The organism is Pseudomonas sp. 3A(2025) (genome assembly GCF_054589175.1).
Genome location: NZ_BAAILM010000025.1, coordinates 74,325 through 95,768 on the forward strand (window position 1 = coordinate 74,325; position 21,444 = coordinate 95,768).

General features: G+C 60.4%; 12 protein-coding genes. 8 read left to right on the forward strand and 4 right to left on the reverse strand.

The window, feature by feature from the left end; all coding sequences use genetic code 11:
- Positions 1-12: 12 nt before the first annotated feature.
- Positions 13-1,809 carry a hypothetical protein gene (locus tag ACYP2A_RS09670; protein WP_459744714.1) on the reverse strand — a complete coding sequence of 599 codons (1,797 nt, stop codon included), beginning with the start codon at positions 1,807-1,809 and terminating at the stop codon, positions 13-15.
- 270 nt (positions 1,810-2,079) lie between these two features.
- On the opposite strand from ACYP2A_RS09670, the gene ACYP2A_RS09675 reads away from it, so the two are divergent.
- The 5 genes from ACYP2A_RS09675 (at position 2,080) to ACYP2A_RS09695 (ending at position 12,453) form a co-directional block, all read left to right on the forward strand.
- Positions 2,080-7,122 carry an RHS repeat domain-containing protein gene (locus tag ACYP2A_RS09675; protein ID WP_459744716.1) on the forward strand — a complete coding sequence of 1,681 codons (5,043 nt, stop codon included), beginning with the start codon at positions 2,080-2,082 and terminating at the stop codon, positions 7,120-7,122.
- A 253-nt stretch (positions 7,123-7,375) separates the two neighbouring features.
- Positions 7,376-7,927, forward strand: coding sequence for a fimbrial protein (locus ACYP2A_RS09680; protein ID WP_459744717.1), 552 nt, complete (start codon positions 7,376-7,378; stop codon positions 7,925-7,927).
- Positions 7,928-8,006: 79 nt separating this feature from the next.
- Positions 8,007-8,762 (forward strand): fimbrial biogenesis chaperone, encoded by a 756-nt coding sequence (locus ACYP2A_RS09685; protein WP_459744719.1) that lies wholly within the window; start codon positions 8,007-8,009, stop codon positions 8,760-8,762.
- Positions 8,763-8,791: 29 nt separating this feature from the next.
- Positions 8,792-11,350, forward strand: a complete 2,559-nt coding sequence (locus ACYP2A_RS09690) for a fimbria/pilus outer membrane usher protein (RefSeq protein WP_459744721.1) — start codon at positions 8,792-8,794, stop codon at positions 11,348-11,350.
- Positions 11,347-12,453, forward strand: a complete 1,107-nt coding sequence (locus tag ACYP2A_RS09695) for a fimbrial protein (RefSeq protein ID WP_459744722.1) — start codon at positions 11,347-11,349, stop codon at positions 12,451-12,453. Before ACYP2A_RS09690 ends, ACYP2A_RS09695 begins: the two co-directional genes overlap by 4 nt.
- Positions 12,454-12,474: 21 nt before the next feature.
- On the opposite strand, the gene ACYP2A_RS09700 is transcribed toward ACYP2A_RS09695, so the two are convergent.
- The 3 genes from ACYP2A_RS09700 to ACYP2A_RS09710 all read right to left on the reverse strand — a co-directional run bounded on the left by ACYP2A_RS09700 (position 12,475) and on the right by ACYP2A_RS09710 (position 18,601).
- Complete coding sequence (locus ACYP2A_RS09700; protein ID WP_459744723.1) at positions 12,475-13,947, reverse strand: hypothetical protein; 1,473 nt, start codon at positions 13,945-13,947, stop codon at positions 12,475-12,477.
- 156 nt (positions 13,948-14,103) lie between these two features.
- Positions 14,104-16,302: an autotransporter outer membrane beta-barrel domain-containing protein gene (locus ACYP2A_RS09705; RefSeq protein WP_459744724.1), complete on the reverse strand. Its 2,199-nt coding sequence runs from the start codon at positions 16,300-16,302 to the stop codon at positions 14,104-14,106.
- 274 nt (positions 16,303-16,576) lie between these two features.
- Positions 16,577-18,601, reverse strand: coding sequence for a hypothetical protein (locus ACYP2A_RS09710; RefSeq protein ID WP_459744726.1), 2,025 nt, complete (start codon positions 18,599-18,601; stop codon positions 16,577-16,579).
- A gap of 319 nt (positions 18,602-18,920) precedes the next feature.
- On the opposite strand from ACYP2A_RS09710, the gene ACYP2A_RS09715 reads away from it, so the two are divergent.
- The 3 genes from ACYP2A_RS09715 to ACYP2A_RS09725 all read left to right on the forward strand — a co-directional run bounded on the left by ACYP2A_RS09715 (position 18,921) and on the right by ACYP2A_RS09725 (position 21,387).
- On the forward strand, positions 18,921-19,670 hold the full coding sequence (locus ACYP2A_RS09715; protein ID WP_459744728.1) for a response regulator: 750 nt from the start codon (positions 18,921-18,923) through the stop codon (positions 19,668-19,670).
- On the forward strand, positions 19,667-20,698 hold the full coding sequence (locus tag ACYP2A_RS09720; protein WP_459744729.1) for a sensor histidine kinase: 1,032 nt from the start codon (positions 19,667-19,669) through the stop codon (positions 20,696-20,698). The genes ACYP2A_RS09715 and ACYP2A_RS09720 overlap by 4 nt, the downstream gene beginning before the upstream one ends.
- A 140-nt stretch (positions 20,699-20,838) precedes the next feature.
- Positions 20,839-21,387 (forward strand): hypothetical protein, encoded by a 549-nt coding sequence (locus tag ACYP2A_RS09725; protein WP_459744731.1) that lies wholly within the window; start codon positions 20,839-20,841, stop codon positions 21,385-21,387.
- Positions 21,388-21,444: the final 57 nt, after the last annotated feature.

The window sequence follows — 21,444 nt, forward strand, 5'->3', positions numbered from 1 at the left end:
CCGTCCGGTGTTTCAAACGATCAAATCAACCGGAAGAGAATAAAAGTCTTCGTAATGGCCGCCGTCGTCGAAGCTGGTTTTCACGTACACGGTCAACAGCGAGGGGCACTTGAAGGCGCTCAACACCTCGAGCGGCACGGGTACATCGACTTTTCTGGCGCTGCTTTCAGCCTGGGTGACCAGTTCCTGATCGCCGCTACGCACGTCGTGCCAGACATCGCCGCCGTCGGCATCCTCACCGTTCAGGCGAACATTGACCCGTTGCCCCGGTGCCATGAACATCCACGCACCCAGGGTCAGCCGCGCCCCCTGGGTCTGGGCCGCTGCCAGAGAAATGGGCGGCGCGTTCGCTGGCAAGCTGACCTGGATGGTCGGCCAGCCGGCACCGGGCATTATGGGGGCGCGGACCTCCAGGTCATATTTACCGGAGGTGAAAGGCCCCTCGCCGTCTACCCATAGCCGATAAAACACCTCGACATGCTTGCGCATGTTGGCAGGCACCGCTGTGGAGGGAATGCGAAAACGCCGGGGCGTGCCGGACTCTGGGCGATCCACCACCGCGCTGCCGGTGCTGGCATGACCTTGCCAGTGCATCTCGAGTCTTTCAGGGGTTCCGATTTCTGCATCGTCAGGAATGCGCACGTAGACACCGCCCGTCTGGTTGACGGCCAACAGATGGCCTTTGTCCAGGCCATCGGCAGTGGCATTTTCGACGATAGGGGTTTTCAGATTGGGTGTGCGCCGCAGCGGCATCTCAAGGGCTTCGGCGCGGCCGGTCGCCGCCGCCCGCGCATACTGATAGGTCAGTTTCATCGAGTAGCCGTTGTTGGCGGCAAGCCAGGCGTACGGCAGGAAGAACTCCAGTACCCGGCTGTCCAGCGTGCTGGGGTCGACGCGCAGGGACTGGATCTGGGGGCTGTCGCTGTCGGCATACAGCACCACCACGTCATCCGCCTGAATGCCGGGGTACAGTGGCACTTGCAGGATAGCACCGTCCTGAAAGCGCTCAGGGTCCAGCACCGGATCGGGGAAGTCCTTGATGGCCAGGGGCGGCAACTGGCCGGTGACGTCTTTTACGATCCTCAAACGTTGTACCGGGCTTGTGGTTGGGACGGTGGGCTTGGCATAGACAATGCTGTAGCGGGCATCAACCAGACCGCCGTCAAAGATTACAAATTGGCCTTTCGGCATTTTCCACTCCAGAGGCCTGTTCAGGTGGTGGGCCTCCAGGGTGAGGACATATTCATGCTCATATCCCGGGTCACTGTTCTCGTCGTATGAAAACTCGAGCCGCAGCGTCACCTTGTCACCTACGGACATGGCCGCGTACGCCGGGGCGACCACGGTGGCATGGCCGACAATCTGGTTCAGCGCAATCTGCAGGTCATGGGACTCCTTGAACTGGGCAACCCCCAGCCCACCGGTCGGGTCGGGCGGGTTGGGCACATCGCGCTTGCCGACATAGAAAAAAAGCCGCTCCGACTCTTCACCGGGGAGATTCGGGTCGGCCACGTCCGGTATCAGGTACGAATAAAACACCCATCCCTGATCGAGTCGTCGAAGCAGGTCATTGCCGATCTCGATGCGCTCGCCATTGGGGCTGACAGGATCCTCCACGGTATGCTTGCTGTCGGCAAAATCGAGCGCCTCACCCAGCGCACTGCAGCCGCGCCAGTTGGGCCAGAATTCGCTGTATTGGTCCAGGCCGGGATATTTGATCCAGGTCACCAGTGCCTCGGTGCCCAGCTTGTCCAGGTCAATCCAGTTTTCCGGTTCAAGACCGATGACGGTCGGGGCAGGTAAAGGCATGGGGAAGCCTCCTTTTTCAATGGTGTCATGCATGGCCCCCACTGATGCGTCAGGGGCAGAGAAGCAGAGTTGTACGCCTGAGAGGCCGCCTGGGGTACTAGTACAAACGCTAGGTTTCCGGGGGGCGGGGGGCGGGTATGGTGTGGATCTACACACGTGCCGGCGCCAGCGGCATGGCTCCCCGTCCTATTGAGTCGTGATGGCAGGCCTGTAGCCGGCAACAGTTGCTGGCCTGCGCAGGCGCGCCCCACTCAAGCAAGGGTTTCTTCCATGACTGCCTCCACCTCTGTCCACTCCAATGCGCTGAACTTCATGAGCCTGCTGGACAATGCCGTTGACCCGCGCACCGGTCAGTACACGGTTTCAATCAAGCTGCCGGAGCTGGCCACCAATGACTTGCGCGGCCCTCATGTGCCGCTGGCACTGGGCTACGACCCGCTCAACCGGCTCGACACCGGTTTCGGGGTGGGCTGGAATCTGCAACTCTCGCAGTTCGACCCCAGGAACCGGGTCATCGCGCTGAGCACCGGCGAAACCTTCAAGGCCTCCATCGACGGTGATAACGGCCGGCTGCTGATGCCAGAGCAAAAGCTGGACAGTTTTCGCCTGTACATGATCAACGCCGTCCGCTACGAGGTAGTGCACAAGTCGGGGGTGGTCGAGGTGTTGGGCATGAGAGGCGACAACGAGCATGGCCTGTTCGTGCCGGTGGAAATCCATTCGCCCATTGGCCACCGGGTCACGCTCGAGTACTCGAGCCACGCAGGCTACCCGCTACTCAATCTGATCAAGGACGCCGCCGACAACACGGTGCTGCGGATAAGGCGCACCACATACGACGTGGAAGTGCAAGTGCAGCCCTACGCGGGGCCTGCAGGCACGCCCCTGGCGAGCTTTGTCATGCGCCTCGATGGCAGGCAACAGGTGACCCACCTGGTGCTGCCCACGGAAAACCAGGCCTGCTGGCGTTTTCAGTACAGCGAGGTGCTGGCGCACTGGTGCATCACATCGGTGGACACCCCCACTGGCGCCCACGAAGACCTTTACTACCTGGAGAACGGGGATCAAGGCCATCAGTTTCCGCGCAACAGTGGCCGTGCTTCATTGCCCAGAGTGACCCGTCATGTGCTGACACCGGGCGCAGACCAGCCTGCGGTGCAGGTGCGCTACAGCTATCCGGGCTCTCATAACTTCCTGGGGTCGGGTATGGATGTGATCTGGGACGACAGCGGCCTGGACAACATGTATCAACAGCCGGGTGTCTACCTCTACAAGAGCACCGAAAGTCTGTATCAGAACAACACCGAGGTACGCCGTATCGAACGCACGTTCAATCAGTTCCATTTGCTGATCCTGCAAGAGACCACCCAGGGCACGACGATCCAGACCATTGAAACCGAGTACCACATGGACCCGAACGCGCTTTTCCGTGACCAGGAAAATCAGTGCCAGTTGCCCAGGCAGATCAAGACCCAGTGGAAACTGAGCAACGATACGGGGCACTTTCGTGAGGAGATCGTGGCCACCACGTTTGACGAACACGGCAATCTGATCCGCGAGCTGAAAGCCAATGGCATTGAAGAAGTCCATACCTGGTACCCCGCTGACGGCAGCGAAGACGGCTGCCCGGCGTACGCTGACAACTTCGTGCGCTATCGGCAGAGCACCACCGTAACCCCGGCAAACAGCACAAAAGCCACACCGACGCTGTGTACCCGGTACCGCTACACGGCTTTACCGGTGCTGACCGGCAGCCGGCGGCCCTCATGGCTGACACGGGAAAGCGAAAGCCAGTGGCGCGTGGATGGCGAAGAAAAACGGTTGCAACACCATGCCTTCAGTTACAGCGACACGCCTGACAATCCGCTTACCCACGGCCAGGTGAGCCGTGAAACCGTGACGCTGAACGGGTTGTCGACCTTCAGCGACTACCGCTGGCGCAAACTGGCAAACCCGGACCTGAGCCAGCCGCGGGTAGAGACCACGCAGACGGTGACCTGCGATTTCGACGCTACCAGCAAGGTTATGGTCCGCGAGCAATCTACCCTGACCGGGCTGGAAACCTCGACCCTGGTCGACGGGGTGAACATCGTTTATCGCTACGACCCGCTCGGTCGGGTGATCGAGGAGACCATCGCCCCTGAAACTCCGGATGCGGCCAGCCGCACCTATAGCTACTTTCTGTGCGCCAACACCGGCGAAAAGGCCGAGCAAACCGTACGCAATGCTCGCCAGGTCCGTACCCGCACGGTGCTGGACGGCCTGGGGCGGGCCGTGCTTGAAGCCCGCGACAGGGTCGACAGCGACGCCTCCACCCAGATGCGCACAGTCTACGAAGCGAGGTATAACGCCTTGGGCCAGTTGCAACAACAGACCCACTACGACTGGCATGACGGCCAGTCGCTTGCACTGGACACAGAATTTGCCTACGACGACTGGAACGAACAGCGCTGTGAAACCGGCCCCGATGGCATCGCCCATCACAAGGTCACCTACCCGACTGGCACACCAGGGTCAAACGGTCCGATCCAGCGCACCTGGATACAAAGCCCGGGGGCACAGGGCGAGATCAGCAGCCTGACCGAGACCTGGATGAACCTGTTTGGCAAACCCTCTAAAATCCGCGCCCTGAGTCGTGTTGAAGAGGCACAAAGCCGGGCACTTGTGGAGGTCGAAGTCAGCCGCGAGGACCTGATTTATGACGGCCTGGGGCGCTGCATCGAGCAACACGACGAGCTCAGGCTGGTGACCCGGTTCACCTATGACGAGTGGTCACGCATGACCGAGACCCGCCTGCCGGACCAGACCCTGGTGCGTCGTACTTACGCGTTGCACAGCGCAGAGGAACTGCCCGTCAAGATCGAGGCCGGGGATACGGTCGATACACTCATCACGGTGGGCGAGCAGGACTTCGACGGGTTGGGCCGCGTGACCCGCCTGAGCGTCGGCCCGCGCACCGAGCGCTTCAGTTATAACGCCGGCGAAGACCCGATCAGCCAGCGCATCACGGCTGCCGGCACCGTGCTGGATTACACCTACAACCTGCAACTGACCAGCGAACCGACGGCCATCATCGCTGACAACGCACCGAGCGCCCGCTTTGAGTATGACCCTACCAGCGCGCGGATAACCTCGGCGCACAATGCTCTGGGCCAGCGCGAATACACCTACGACATTCAGAACCAGTTGCGCGTCGAACGCTGGATCGACGCCGCCGGGGACCGCTGGGAAACCCTGTATGGAAACTCTCTGCAAGGCCGGCCACACACGCGCACCGAACTCAAGCGCCCCGACAGCAATGGCCTGGAAACGGAGTACACCTACGACACGGCCGGCAGGATCGAGACGGTCAAGCAGGACGTCCTGAGAACCACGCTGGCGTACAACACACTGGGCCAGGTGTGGCGTACCACCACCCAGGATCTGGCAGCCGATACCCGTGTGGTGATCGAACAGACGTATGACGATCAGGGCCGCGAAATCAAGCGAACCCTGAAAGGCACCCATCACCCTCTGCAAACCCTGACGCAAAGCTGGCGCGTCGATGGCTTGCTGGACAGTCGGCAGTGGTTACAGGGCACAGTGAATCTGTTGAGCGAAACCTTCGAGTACGACATGCGGGGACGTCTGGAGATCCATACGTGCACAGGAAGCCAGTTACCCAGGGACGAACTGAACCGGCCATTCACCCAGCAGGCATTCCACTTCGATGCGCTGGATAATCTGCTGATGGTAGGTACGACACTGGAGGGCATCGATCGCCCCGAGCTGACCTCGTTCGACTATGACGAGCCCGGGGCGCCTTGCCAGTTGACGGGGGTGCGCTACAGCCCTGCCCGCCCCGAGGGCAACACGCTGTTCCGCTATGACGACAACGGCAACCAGCTCAATGACCGCCAGGGCCAGGCCCTGAGCTATGACACTCTGGGCCGGCTGACCGGTATTCAAAGCCCTGAAGGCCAGGCCGTGGGCCGCTATGGCTATGACAGTCACGATCAATTGGTGACGTCACAACAAGGCAATGCGGCGGCAACCCTGCGTTTTTATCAGGACAACGATCTGAGCTGCGCCGTGCAGGGTGACCGGCAGGTTCGTCTGCTGCACGGCCCACAAGGGGTGGCAGGACAGCAACAGGTCGGCGACGATTCGCAAAACCTGCTGTTGATGGGCGATGCCAATGGCAGCGTGCGCGTCGAACAGCAGGTCGATGCCGTGCGCACGGCCGTTTATAGCGCCTATGGCGAGCGTTACAGCAGGCAGCCCTTGCAGAGCCTGACCGGCTATAACGGCGAAGTGCAGGACCCGGCCAGTGGCTGGTATTTGCTGGGCAAGGGCTACCGGGCTTATGAGCCGGGCCTGATGCGCTTTCACAGCCCCGACTCGCTGAGCCCGTTCGGCAGCGGCGGGCTCAACCCTTATACCTATTGCCTGGGCAACCCGATTGCCCTGCGCGACCCGACCGGGCATCGGGTCACCGGGTCACGCGTGCGATTGAGCGGGGTGGGCATGGGGGGCAGCGCCGTGCTTTACAACCGCAATATGGAGAACTACGGCGGCGGCGGCGGTTGGGGAATCTTGACGTGGGCGCTGATCGGGTTCGCGGCGATCATTACCGTGGGGGGGATCGCTGCCACGATTATCACCTTCGGTGAAGCCTTCCCGTATGCGTCGGGTGCGATCGCCGGGACGGTAGGGGCCGCCACGGCAAGCGCGACCGGTTCTACAGCCGCAGGCGTAGCGGCAACCGCAGTCGTTTCATCGGTGATAGGTGCAACAACAGCGGCTGCGGGCACGGGGGCAACGTACGGAACGCTGGCGGCGGTTGTCACGTTCGCCTCCCTGGCGGCTTCCGAAGCCGCTGGCGTTGCCTCGTTCGGGTTGAGTACCGCCGGGATGGCCATGAGGAATCGGCAGCTCATGCAGTTTGGCGATCATCTGGGCTATGCGTCAATGGCGCTTGGATTGTCAGCGATGGCCGTTGGTATTGGCAAAGGGATAATGAAGCGTTTGAGTAAAGGTATTGCCGATGAAGTTGCGGCCAACGCCAAGCCGATGAGTTCCTCACTCCGGACTGTAATAATTCCCATGAACGTAGGGGGTAGTGCCAGTGTGCTCCGTGATTTGCGCTCGGCACCTGGTGTCCCAAGTTTTGCAGCGCAACCACAGTGGACGCAAGCCATAGGAGCCAGACCTTTGAGATTATGGAGAAACACCGACCTAATGCTTCCAGCCGTAGGCGGTGAAAAAGTGTTTCGGAAGTTTAAATACATGATGAAAACTTCTCATTCCAATCCAGCCAACGTACGTGGCTAACAAGCAGGATCACCTGGCGACTGCGCGCGCCGTGGCGGCGCGCGCTCTCCTGCAGGGTCAGTCATTCCGACAGAAACTATAGGAATATTCCTACATAGCGTGGCGGCTTACATGGCTATTCAATGCCTATCTCAACCAAACCTTGCCCTCTAAACTCCCGCCCCGTCATGACGTAACACAGATAACGCTTCCAACTAACATAAATAGTTACATCATTTGCAGATGTCACCAGACATATTGCCAAGGATTTATCGTGATCAAAAATATCCATGCACTGACTCTCGGTCTGGCCGCTGCGCTGGGCGGTACTTCGGCGTTCGCCAATACGGGCACCATCAACTTCGAAGGACAGATCACCAGCAGCACCTGCCCCATCGAAGTCGTCAACCCGGGCGACGGCGCCATTGGCGGCCTGGTGAAAATGGGTTCGATCGACGTGACTCGTTTCACCGCCATCGGCACCGAGCTGAGCGGCAAAAGCTTTGCCTTACGGGTGACCGACAATGGCTACTGCGGCCTGACCGGTGCCAATAGTGCGGCCAAGGTGACCTTCAACGGACTGAGTGACATTTCCAACAAGTATTTTGCCATTACTCCAACGGCCGATGGCGCGACCGGCGTGGCCATCGTCATCAAGGACAAAACCGGCGTGTCCCTGGACCCAGGCAGCCAGTCGGCCGCCTATGACCTGATCGAGAACGGCACTACCGACATGATTTTCAACGCTTACTACCGTTCGCTGACCGCTTCGGTGGGTGCCGGCACAGCATCGGCCGACGTGCAATTCGTCGTCGCCATCAACTGACCCTTGACCAACGCCCATGTACACCGCGCCACTGGCCCGCTGTGCATGGGCATCCTGCCTGTTGCAAGGAACGTACACTATGTTCGCCCAGCCCAGACTGCTGACCTGCGGTCAGCTTTTGCCCGGCCTCTGCCTGTCTTTCGCACTGCTGGTCGCCGACATGCCTGCCAGCGTCGCAGCCTTGTCCATCAGTGCCACGCGGGCGGTGTTCCACAGCGACAAACGCAGCGTCTCGCTGGTGGTCGCCAACCCCAGCAACCGTCCGTTCGCGGTACAGACCTGGGTCAATACCCAGGCCGACGACGACACCACCGCCGTGCCGTTCATCCCCACCCCGCCGCTGTTTCGTCTCGACCCCGGCAAAGAGCAACAGGTGCAGATCAACGGCCTGCCCAATGCACTGCCCGACGACCGTGAATCGCTGTTCTATTTCAATGTTCAGGAAATACCCCAGGCCCATGGTGAAGACGGCAATGTTCTGAACATCGCGCTGCGCACCCGCATCAAGCTGTTCTATCGGCCGGTGTCGCTCAAGGACAGCCCGATGGCACGCCTCAAGGACCTGCAATGGTCGATCCGCAAGACCAACGGCCAGACCCTTCTGGTGGCACACAACCCCACGCCGTTTCATGTGTCGTTCTCACACCTGGAGGTCACCGGCCACGGCAAGCACGAAAGGCTCAAGGCGGCCGACATGCTCGAGCCCATGACGTCCCGCTCATACCCGCTCGAGACGACCCGCCCCGGCACCGGGCTTACCGTCGTGTATACGGCAATCAATGACTATGGCGGCTACAGCCTGCCCTTGACCTTGCCGATTCAAGTCACCCCCTGATCGACACAATCGATCTTCAGGAATACCTCATGATGTTTTTCCTCGGATGTGCTCCTCGGCGCCTGCGTGTCTGGCCGCGCCCGGTTCACTGGCTGTGCCTGAGTGCGACCACGCTGCTGCTCGAAGCGAAAGCGGCGCAGGCCACGCAAAAACTCGAATTCCAGTCTGGCTTCATGCGCCAGGGCACCGCCCATGCCCCCAACGCAGGCATTCAGGCGCTCAGTGGCCTGGGCCGCGGCCATGAACTGGCACCGGGGCCGTATCGGGTGCGCATCACCGTCAATCGTGAGTACGTTGGCGAGCATGAACTGCACTTTGAACACAGCGACAACGACGAACACCTGCTGCCGTGCCTGAAGCCTGCGCTGCTGGAACAAATGGGCCTGCGCCTGCAAAGCCTGGCCGAGCCACTTGACCCAAACGCTCCGTGCCTGGACCTGCCGCTGCGCATGCCCCAGGCCCGTGTCGACTTCGATGCCGGCAAACTGGCGTTGTCGATTTCCGTCCCGCAGATTCACATGAACCGCACTATGGCCGGCCAGGTCGACCCCGCTCAATGGGATGAAGGCATCAATACGGCGTTCATCCATTATCAGGTCTCGGCGATGCAAGGCGTGAACCGCAAGGGCGACACACGCACCAGCGACGATGTGTATCTCAATTCCGGCATCAACCTGGGCGCCTGGCAGTTGCGCAGCAACCAGTCGCTGCGCCAGAACGAATATGACAAGCGCACCTGGAGCCGGGCCTATGCGTATGCCCGGCGCGATCTGCCCGGTACCCGGGCCGCCCTGACCGTGGGCGAGGCGTTCACCGGCGGCGAGGTGTTTCGCAGCCTGCCGATCAAGGGCCTGATGATCAGGTCGGACCCCGGCATGCTGGCCGACAACCTGCAAGGCTACGCACCGGTGGTGCGGGGTGTGGCACTGAGCCGGGCCAGGCTCGAAGTCCTGCAAAACGGCTACCCGATCTACTCGACCTGGGTCAGCGCAGGCCCCTATGAAATAAACGACCTGGCCACCTCGGGCAGTGGTGAACTGGAAATCGTCCTGACCGAGGACGATGGCCAGGTACGGCGTTTTACCCAGCCCTTTTCGACCATCAGCAATCTGTTGCGCCAGGGTGTCTGGCAGTACAGCGCCGCCCTGGGGCGTTATAACGGCGCCAGCGATGCAGCCGACCCGCTGCTCTGGCAAGCCACACTGGCCATGGGGCTGGGCGGGGACTCGACCGTGTACGGCGGGCTTCTGGCCAGCGACTTCTATCGCGCCACCAGCCTGGGGCTGGCCCGCGACCTGGGTTCGATAGGCGCCGTGGCGTTCGATGTCACCCGCTCCGATGCCGACACAGGCACCGCGAACAGTTCTTCTCAGCAGGGCATGAGTTATGCCCTGCGTTACGGCAAGGCCTTTGCCAGCCACACCACCCTGCGTTTCGCCGGCTACCGTTACTCGACCGAGGGCTATCGGGATTTCGATGAGGCCGTACGTCAACGCGATGACCCTGAGCGGTTCCGTGGCAGCCGCCGCAGCCGCCTGGAGGCTTCGGTGTATCAACGGCTGGGTGAGGCCAGCAACCTGGGGCTGACGCTGTCCGAGCAGGACTATTGGCGCACCGACTACCGTCAACGCCAGTACCAGCTCAATTTCAGCACCCGCCACAATAAGGTGACTTACAACGTTTACGCCTCGCAGTCGTTAAGCACGCTACGCGGCACTGACCGGCAATTTGGTCTGAGCCTCTCCATGCCACTGGACTGGAAGCACGCCGGCAACGCCACCTTCGACCTGCGCAACGATGGCGAGCGCTACAGCCAGCATGCCCGGGTCAGTGGCAGCCTGGACGAAAACCGCCTCAGCTATCAGGTCGGTGTCAACAATGATGCCAACAGAACCCGATCGACCTCGCTTGCAGTGGGTTATCAAGGCGCCTTGGCCAGCGTCGGTGCAGGCCTGACCCAAGGCAGTGACTACCGCAGCGCATCGCTCAATGCCAGCGGTGCCCTGCTGCTGCATGCCGACGGCCTGGAACTGGGTTCAAGCCTGGGCGAAACCAACGCCCTGGTGCACGTACCCGGCATTGCAGGCATAGGCGTGGACAATGCAATCGGTGCCCGGACCAACCCCCGAGGCTTTGCCCTGGTGCCGAACCTGCGCCCCTATCGCAGCAACGCGCTGGTGCTGGGCACCGATCAGTTGGGACCCGAGGTCGAGATCGACAATGGCGTTACCCAGGTGGTGCCCAGACGTGGCGCCGTGGTCAAAGCCACATTCGATGCGCGCAAGGTCAACCGGCTGGTGATCACCGCCCGCACGGCCACAGGCCTTGCCCTGCCCTTCGGCGCGCAGATCAGCGATGCACAGGGTCAAGTGCTCGGCATGGCCGGGCAAGCCGGACAGATCATGCTGTCCACCGGCGACCAGCCCCAGGTGCTCGATGCGCGCTGGGGCGATGACCCACACCCGCAGTGTCGCTTGCACATCGACCCGCAGACCATGCAGCCGCGTGACGGCTATCGCTTGCAAACACTGACCTGCCACCCGCTTCACAGCGTCACGAACGACAACACGCCAGGAAATCATCCATGAAATCAAGCAAACGCCTTGTTCTGCGCTGCCTGGCCGTGGCCATGGCCAGCCAGGCTTCGTGGGTAATGGCGCACCCTACTGACGATTGCCACTGGGCTTACGGCGGCGGCCCTATGGTTTTGGTGAGAAACACAGGCACTGTCTACGTGCCACGCGATGCGGCGCCAGGCGCGATCATCGGCCAAGTGGATGTGCATGGTGGTGCTACCAGCCCGCCCAACGAAGTCCATTGCTGGAACATTTTGCCCAGCACCCGGACTCTGGAATTCCATGCACGGGCCACAGCGCCGATTTTTCCCTCGCCCCTGCCACCGATCAATGGCGAGGACGTGACCGGCAAGGTGCTGCAAACCAATATTCCGGGGATCGGCGTGCGGATCAAACTGCTCGCCCCCTATGACGGGACCTCGGGTTCCAACGCCTTTATTCCGACCAGTACGCCCACTGTGCCGTTCAGTGCCGAACGGCCGCCGTTACCCAATATGCTTGTTGCGGTGCGGATTGCCGGTGCAATCCACAGGTACACGCTGATCAAGACCGGGCCGATTGCCCCCGGCCCTCATCAGCTGGACGGCAGTGAGCTGGTCAGCGGGTATGTCACGACCCTTGACAAGGTCTGGGGCCTGGGCCTGACCGGCACTGTGATCCAGGCGCAGTGCAGTGTTGGCGTCAATCCGGTCAGCGCCGACCCGGTACAACTCGGCGAATGGGATACCAGTGACTTCACAGGCCCCGGTTTTACCACCACAGCCGTACCCTTCAGTATTGCCCTGAGCAACTGCGAAGCCGACGCCAGCGGCGGCAATGTCGCCACGGCGCATATTCGCCTGGACGGCATCAACGGCTCGCAGCCTGTTGGTCCGGCCGGTAGCGGGGTGTTCAGCCTGACCACCGATTCGATCGCCGCAGGCATGGGCATCCAGGTGCTCAAGGCCGATGGCATCACCCCGGTGGCGTTGAATACCGACGTTCCGATCCTGCCTGTTACACCCGGCAATGTGGCCTTGCATTTCAATGCCCGCTTCTACCAGACGGCGGCTACCCGGGACTTGCGACCGGGCCTGGCCAAAGGCGCCTTGAGTTTCACGGTGACCTATAAATGAACGGCAGCGGCAGGTCAGGCGCTAGGCCGTGATGGTGGGTTTGGGGATGCGGCACCTTATCCACTTCTGCTGGTTATCGAAACTGACTTCGGCCATCAGACTCGCCGTCTCGCCTCTGTCGATGCGCGCCAGTTCCGTCCCGGCGATGCGTCCGGCGGGCACGCTTGCGCTGGCCCCATCCACAGCCTGAGAGACCACGACCTGAATCCTGTGTGTCTGCCCGCCACCATAGCCTTCCACCGTGACCCTGATAAACTGCCCTGCGCCCATGAACGGCCACCTGGGCAGGGTGAAATTGGCATACCCGCCTTTGCTTGCAACATAGGCCAGGCTGATGCTGCCGCCTTGCACGCAGTCGCATTGCAAGGTTGGCATCCCGTCCGGCACGGAGACGGTCAACTCCGACTTGACAGACTGTGGCGGGGTGGGTGCGCCGGGGTCAACGATCTCGTAATACACCTTCACGGTCTTGCCAAGCTGGAAAGCCAGCTTGTCTTTGGGAATCTTGTAATTGAGCGTACCGGCAGGCTCGGGTGCAACGCTGCAATAAGCGCCCGGCGTGCCCGGCTCATCCCACTGAACGAAGGCCTGCTCGATAGGGTCCAGTGCCTCTGTCGGTACCACCACTGTCGCACCATTGGGTGCGGTCGCAGGATCCAGGGTCCAGTAAGCACCGCTGCCTGCTGCATGCATGATACTGGGAGGTGTCCTTTGCAAAGGAGCGACCCTTGCGGTCAGTTCTATTGGTGTCGCAAGGCTTGATGCGTTGCCGGTACGATCAGTAATTTCATAGCTCGCATAGCGCTTGCCATCCCGGCTTTCACGGATATACAGCCCGGGAAACACAATGTCGATGGGCTTGCCGATGTCATCTCCGATCAGCGTGCAGGTACCGGCCGTTTCCCTGCCGTCCATACGGGTACTCCAGTAGAAGGTGATCACATCACCGGGTTGGGGAGTGGTATACACGGGCACACGGGCAGTCAGTTTCTCGCCATTGCGTTTGAGCCAGGCGTCGCTGACGCCGCCACTGACGACCTCGGCATCGAAGATCAATTGAGAATTGGCATTCAAGACGGGTCCTGTCTTGTCGATGATGATCGTCAGGACTTCCGAGGGCGTGGTCACTTCATTGGAGGTGATCACGGTGTAGCACAACGCGTGCTCACCTTCCCTTTGCAAGTAGGCTTTCGGGACCATGAAGTACAGATCCTGAGGCTGAACCTCATCGTTCCAGGTCTTGCTCAGGGGTGTCTCATTACCCCAGAACAGGGTAAGGGTCTCAGGATACTGCAGGCTGGGCGACGAGTTGTCCCACATGGGAACGTCGACCTGCAGAGAATCGTTCCAGGCATCAAGGCGCAAAAAAGCAGGGTCGCCCTCGTCTATGGCCTCGATCAGCCCCTCGATTGTCGGCGGATCAAGCAGGTCCAGTGACGTGTCGCCGCCAGCCAGGCGGCGCTTGAACCAGTCAATCAGTGTGAAGATGTGCATGGGTCGTCCTCCGTGACGAATAAGTGTGTTTGCGCTTGTACCCGGCAGTACACACCCGAAGCCAAAGACTCGCTACTGGCAGATCTGCGAGGTTGTACTGACAGGTATGGCCGACCGGCCACGCTGTGTGGCTGGCACAGCGCGGCCGGCTAACGGCTACCAGTCGTAACGCAGTCCCAGATTGGCACCCCAGGGTTGTTCGATGCGCTCACCGTGGCTGTACTCGAAGTCGACATGCAGCGATAAACGCTCGTTCAAGGCCAGCGCTACACCTGCGCCCAGTTCGCCCCGCGACCCGGACAGGTCGTTGTTGAACGTGTTGTCGTTGACACGCACTTGATTGGTTTTCACGAACTCATGGGCAAGCGCTGCACGCACGTAAGGCTGCAGCGTACTGCCCTGCCCCAGCGCAATATCGCGTCCCAGGGTCGCGCCCGCCTTGGCCAACAGGGAGCGTGCGCTGTCACCTTGGGCTTTCAGACCGTTATCGAGGGTGTATGTCTTGCCTTGCACGGCCAGTGCCGCCACCTGCGCATAGGGTTCGACGAACCAGCCCCGATTCAGGCTCAGGTGCCGACCGAACTCCAGCGAGGCACCGCCGCCCCAGGCCTTATAGTCGCCATGGGTCTGTTTGCCGTCACTGAGGTTGACCTCGGAGGCGTTGTCGAACCGGTTGATCTTGAGCACGCCATCGAAGTAATAACCCGATGCGCTGTCGAGCCAGGTGAGGTAGGCACCGGTGTAATAACTGTCGACTTCACCGGAGGTACCGCGCCCCAGATTCAGGTTCGACTGGCTGGTGCCGGCCATGATCCCGGCCAGCCATTGCCCGTCGCCCAGGGGTAACGCCGTGTCGGCGCCCAGCGACACGCCTTGCTGGTTTTGCCGGTAGCCCACCCCCGAGGCGGTGTCGACATCGAAGCGGTTGGCATACGAGCGCATCCACAGCCCAGGCTGGGCGCCGTGATGGCGCAGCTCGCCCATGCGCGTGCGCAAGGTGCTCAGCTCGCCATACCAGACGGTCGGGGCGGTATTGAACAGGGCGATCACCGAAGCGGCACCGGGGCTGACCGTGCGCGTGGTCGTGTCCAGGTACCAGTTGTTGTCCTCCTGTTCGACAAGGTCGTACGACCAGGTGCCTAGATCGACCGCGCCGCCGGCCAGGCTGAAGCGGGCATCGCCGGCGGCGGCATGCACCACCTGCAGACGGGTGTCGACCAGCGGATCACTGCCGGTACTGGCGATCAACAGGGTGTGGTTGCCGGTCGCACTGCCAGTGATATCGAGAAAGTCGTTTTGCGCCTGGCCAAAATCGACATCCATTTTGAAGATGCCATTGCCGGACAGATTGGCCACGCTCAAGCGGTAATAGTCCGTGGCGCCGCCAAACTGGATGGCGCCACCGTCCATGCTCAGGTTTTGTACCTGACCGTTCTCGATCATGTTCCACTGGCCCTGGCTGTTCAGCGCCAATTGCGCGACGTTTTCCAGACGCCCGGTCAGGCTGGCACGGTTTTGCAGGGTCAGGCTGGCGCTGCCGCCCTCGGCGACGCGCACGTCACCGGTGAGGTGGCTGTTATCGACGGTCATGTTGACGGTCGAACCGCTGTCGGCCTCGAGGATATTGCCGTTGCCACCGGTCAGGGTCGAGCCGTTGCCGATATGGAGGTTGGCCTGGGCGGGGTTGGTATTGGCTTGAAAGACAATGGCCGCACCTTCAATACCTGTGACGTGGCTCGCATCCAGCGCCAGCTCACTGAAGCCTGGGCGCGCCGCATCGCCGAGTATCTGGATACCGCTCTGCTGGCCGGTGATGCTGCTGGCGTTCGTCTGCGCCTTGGCAGTGCCGCTCATTACCATGCCGATGCCCTGCGGACCGGTGGCCGACACTGTGGTGCCGTTCAGGCTCAGGATGCTGAATGAACTGATCGAGACCCCAATGCCCATCGCGGTAATAGTGCCGCCGTTGACTTGCGCCCTGGAGGGCACCAGCAGGTCTGAGTTATAAACTAGCGACAAACCATGAGTCTGACCGTTGAGCACACTGTTGGTGATAACAGCCTCGCTGCCATTCAACTGCACGGCTCGACGGCTGAGTGCATTGACAGTGCTGTCATTGAGCAAGAGCCTGGCGCCGCTGATTGTAGTGATGTCATAGGCCGTGGCGTTATTGGCCGTTAGCGTTCCCGTGCTGTCTATTTGATAACTCTGCGTCAGTGTATTTGCATCGACCGTCACAGGCTCTCTGATCTGGAGAGCCCAGACTTGGGCACTCCAGACGACAACCGGCAGACAGACGGCAAATTTTAACGCCCGCGCGATGGGATTCAAGATAACCCCGTGTTTGACAACCATATCGAGAACCTTCTGAGCACTACATTGAAGTAAGTCGGTGCACATGCACACACTAAAACTGACGCCCCTGGAGCGCGGCCGGGATACTACATGCTCAAGACTATTACCAGTGTAGGAATATTCCTAATAGTAGGCAGGACTATTCCGACAAAGAGTGCCTGTCTTGATTGCCTGTAGCCACCAAGGCGAGCGACCGATCATTCTTCAATAAATACCCAGCGATTCACTTTCGTTACATGAACTGTCAAATAGTTGTTACGTTTCAATCCACTGCTCAAGGAAGCGGACAGGTACCGGCGGCATCCCACATGCCCACTCTGGCCTCCTTGACTTCAGAGGTAATCGTCTCGCCTTGGGCATCCTCATATTCATAATACGCACGCCCCCGCCCGGTGGGATTAAGCGGGCCATCATAGGTCGGGAGTAAATGAGTGGTGTAGGGTTCGACAAACCAGGTAAATCCGGTCAATGGCTTATCAGTGCCCAGAGTGAAGGTCTGGCGCTTTCCAGCACTGGCGACCACGTCCTCGCCTGTCTCCCCCTTTAATGCGACCCATACCAGAGTAACTTTTTCTCCCAAAGCCCGAAACTTCGACAGATCAGGAACACTTACCCGCACAGCGGGCTCTTGACGCAAAGGCACAAGAGGATCGATAAACAACGAGTTGCAGTTCAGAAAACCACGAGGTGAAACCCCTTGAAACTCGGGTGCATCAGGCGTAAAGGTAACGGCATCGACATTGACCTTTGTGTAGACTGGACGCTGGTAATTGTCAGAACCTGGCGCATGAATACGGTAGTGCACGAGCACTTCCGGGTCATTACCCGCCACTTCGATATATTTCCAGGGAATTACAACGCTGATCTCGTCGGGGTAAACATCGGTGTCCTGGATTATATGAACCGCTTCAACGACTTCTTCAGCCCCCCAGAAAAAATCGACGACCTCACCCTCGTTAAGCGGGGTATACAAATCGAACTTGAGGTCGGCGGGCAGTCCCCCATCTGCGCGCACCAGTGTATTGAGCGCTGGCGTGCCGCTTCTGCCAAAGACCCTGGCAGGCGTCAGCTCAGGCGTTTCCGGATCGGGCCAGTCGGGATCGGGATCGGGTTGCGGGTCGGGACCAATCGTTGAAAAATCGACCTGTATAGACGTTGACTTGACCTCGGAAGGCTTGTGACCACGCAGCACGCGATAGCTGACATTAGTGGACTGCTCACCACCGGCCACGCGGTTATATTCATCGCGCAGCACAAGGCGGGGTACTGGTACCTGGATCGGAAATCTGGGTAATGATCCTACTTCGACGGAGCCCAGAACAGTGCTACCCCAGGTCACCTCGATGCGGTCGGTGCTTTTATGGTTATCGAAACTGCGTATATCGACTGTGACACCTTCTCGCGCATCGGCCAGGTCCAGCAGGTCAGGGGCAATGGCAAGGGGCACGACAGGGTCCTGCAAGTTGTCGGGCAGGACGCCCAGAGCGACATCAATCCGGGCATAACCCGATATGGGCGAGCGGTTACCGGCCTTGTCGAACAGCAGGTAAAAGGCGTAGTAGTCCTTGTCCAGAGACGCACTGATCAGGGCGCGTGGATAATCGACCACTCGGTTCGCATTCAGCGGACCAAAATACACTGGATCCGGCAGATCCACAGGGTCAGAGGGCAGCGGCGTAGCCAACCAATACAGCGCGACCTTGTCACTGACAGCAGGATTGTCGTACGCCGGCAATGTGCCCTGCAGATTACCGGGGTTGGCCGTCAGGTACTCTTCCGTCAGTTCGGCGGTCGGCAGGCTCATCGCCTCCGGCTCAAGGTGGTCCCAGGGTGGCGTCGTGTCGCAAATCAGGGAAATCTTGCCGGACGGCCTTTCCACATCATTTTCGGTCAGTACCGTGTAACGCAAGTGGTAGGGGCCATCCGGTTTGAGCGCTGCATTAGGTACGCTTAACAACAATGGAAAAGTGGTGTCAATTGACACATCGGCCTCATCGACCGGCTCATACTCACCGTCGGCGGGGTTGTCACCGGCGGCCCACAGCAGGGTCAGTATCTGGGTCTTGCCGGGAAGCGTAGGCAGCAGGTCCCATTCCGGTATATTCACGGGAAGGTCGCCAGCCTTGATTTTCGGGCCATCCAGGGTTCCATCCCCTGTATCCCGAACCCAGGCACTATCCACGACCGGATCCGCAAGATCTGCGCGACTTTGCGCCGCTCTGCGCGTTTTCTCCAGCCGGTACTCGTCGCGTACCCTGCGTGCCTCTTCAAGGTCATGTTGTGTCTTTGCATTCGCCATCTGTCTATGCTCCTGCCGATTGATTGTTCTTCCTGAACATTGCGTGGCGGTCCATCGACTGCTGGCCGGATCGCCGACGTTCGATTGAACACCGGTTGGTGCTGCTGGAACACTCTCAGGATTACTAGGTAGACAAATGCACAATTGTGGTCTCTGCGCCGACGGTCGTGGCGCCATGTGTCAGCTCTGATACATTGGCGACATGCCCGTGACAATCGCCGACGGCAAGCTTGCGCACCGCTCGCTGCCCCTGTGCCGGGCGAACCGTTGATCTCCACCGGCAGCCAGTCATGGCGGCACTTCCAGGCACCCGACGCATATGCAAGCACTCACCGACACGCCCGCCGACGACATAACCCCCGAACAACGCTGGACCACCCGTGCGCTGATCGTCGACGACGATGTCGCGATCCGCGAACTGCTGTGCGACTACCTGGCACGCTTCAATATCCAGGCCCGTGGCGTTACCGACGGCGTGCAGATGCGCCAGGCGCTGGCCGAGGACACCTTCGATGTGGTGGTGCTCGACCTGATGCTGCCCGGCGAGGACGGCCTGTCGCTGTGCCGCTGGTTGCGTAGCACCTCGGACATTCCGATTCTGATGCTCACTGCCCGTTGCGAACCCACCGACCGCATCATCGGCCTGGAACTGGGCGCCGACGATTACATGGCCAAGCCGTTCGAACCGCGTGAGCTGGTAGCGCGGATCCAGACCGTGCTGCGCCGGGTGCGCGATGAGCGCAACGACCAGCGCACCACCATTCGCTTCGACGCCTGGCGCCTGAACAGCGTGCTGCGCCAGTTGATCGCCCCCGATGGCCTGGTGGTGCCGCTGTCCAACGCCGAATTTCGCCTGCTGCGGGTGTTTCTCGAACGTCCGCACCGGGTGCTGAGCCGTGAACAGTTGCTCGACGCGGCGCGTGGCCGCTCTATCGAAGCCTTTGATCGCAGCATCGACCTGCTGGTGTCGCGCTTGCGTCAGAAGCTCGGTGAGGACCCCAAGAATCCACAACTGATCAAGACCGTGCGCGGTGAAGGCTACCTGTTCGATGCACGGGAGCTGGCTTGATCCGCGCTGCCGATACCCTGTTTGCCCGGCTGTTTGGTGGCGCGCTGGCCGCAATTTTGCTTGCTCACTTGCTGGCGTTTGCCTGGTTCACCCATTACGGCCCGCCGCCCCCGCCCAGGCCTGAACCACCTGCGGCACAGTCAGGGACCAATGCGCCGCCACAGCGGCCCAAGCCGCCGCTGATCGGCGGCCCGGTGGTGCCGCTGGTGTTTCAGCTGATTACCCTGGTGATCGCGGCCTGGTATGGCGCCAAGGCCTTGAGCCGTCCGGTGCGAAACCTGAGCGAAGCGGCCGAACGCTTGTCGGAAAACCTCGACAGCCCGCCGCTGGCCATTACCGGCCCGCGTGAAGCGCGCAAGGCGGCGCAGACCTTCAACCTGATGCAAGAGCGCATCCGCGAGCAGTTGCAACAGCGCGGGCGCATGCTGGCAGCAGTGTCGCATGACCTGCGCACGCCGCTGTCGCGGCTGAAACTGCGCATCGAGCAGATTGAAGACGAGCGTCTGCACGATCAGATGAGCCAGGACCTGAACGACATGATCGGCATGATCGACGCGACCCTCAGCTACTTCAATCAGAACCGCCAGAACGAAGCCATGCAGCAGTTCGATATTCAGGCGCTGATCGAGTCACTGGCCGAAAATGCCCAGGAAAATGGCGACGATGTGACCTATCAGGGTATTTGCCGGCCGCTCAAGACGCAGCCGATGGCCCTGCGTTCGTGCCTGCACAACCTGATCGATAATGCCCTGCGCTATGCCGGCAGCGCGCATGTCGACATCCTCGACGAGCCCGACCGGGTGCGCATCGCGGTCATCGACAATGGGCCGGGCATTGCCCCGGAGTTTCATGAGACGGTGTTCGAGCCTTTCTATCGCCTTGAAGGTTCGCGCAATCGCAACTCCGGTGGCGTCGGCATGGGCATGACCATTGCCCGCGAAGCGGCGTGGCGAATGGGCGGCGACCTGAAACTGAGCGAAACCCCCGGCGGCGGCCTGACCGCCGTGCTCAGCCTGCCCAGGGCATAAGGTCGCCCTGCTCTTTCGCTACTTGTCTACTGGTAGTTGTGATAGTTGCCACCGTGCGCCGCAGGTGGCAGTTTCTTGCGACGACCCGGCCATCCGGAGGTTGCCAGGTTACTCGTACGCTCAAAGCTCACGGAGGAGCCATGATGACAATTGAATACTTGAAACTTCGGACAGTGCTTGTCGCGCTGATGGCCGGGGTGTTGCTGGGCGGGTGCGCAGGGCCATTGAGGGCTGATGATTCAGCACCTGGTGTAAAGACTGCAGACCCGGGAGGCACCGTAACGCTTTACACTGCACAGGACAATGGTGTGTGGCCGTATAATTGCTCGTTTCCGTTCACCACCAGAACGGTCGTTCTCAACGACAACGATTCCGATACGTTTGGCTGCATGAACGATCAAATCTACGGTTTCAAGCTTACCAATGTCCCATCAGCATCGCGTATCACCTTTTATGACTCAGGAAACTGTGACGACAACAATGATATTGAAAGCTTCATCATCAAGCTGATGACCTATATCAATCCCACCACCATGCTTGAACCTTACAACCTTAAGACCGCGCACCAGAAAGAACCAGGCGACATTTTGGTAGCCGGTGTCCGGATGATGTGGAAAAAGGGACCCAACAGCGACAATGTCAATGGCGAGCTGACGTGCGTCAGGATGGAGCTATCGCCCGCGCCTTAGTAACCCAGGCTGTGCTGGTTGGCGCGACAGTGGTGTAACGCCTGCGATACACAGCCC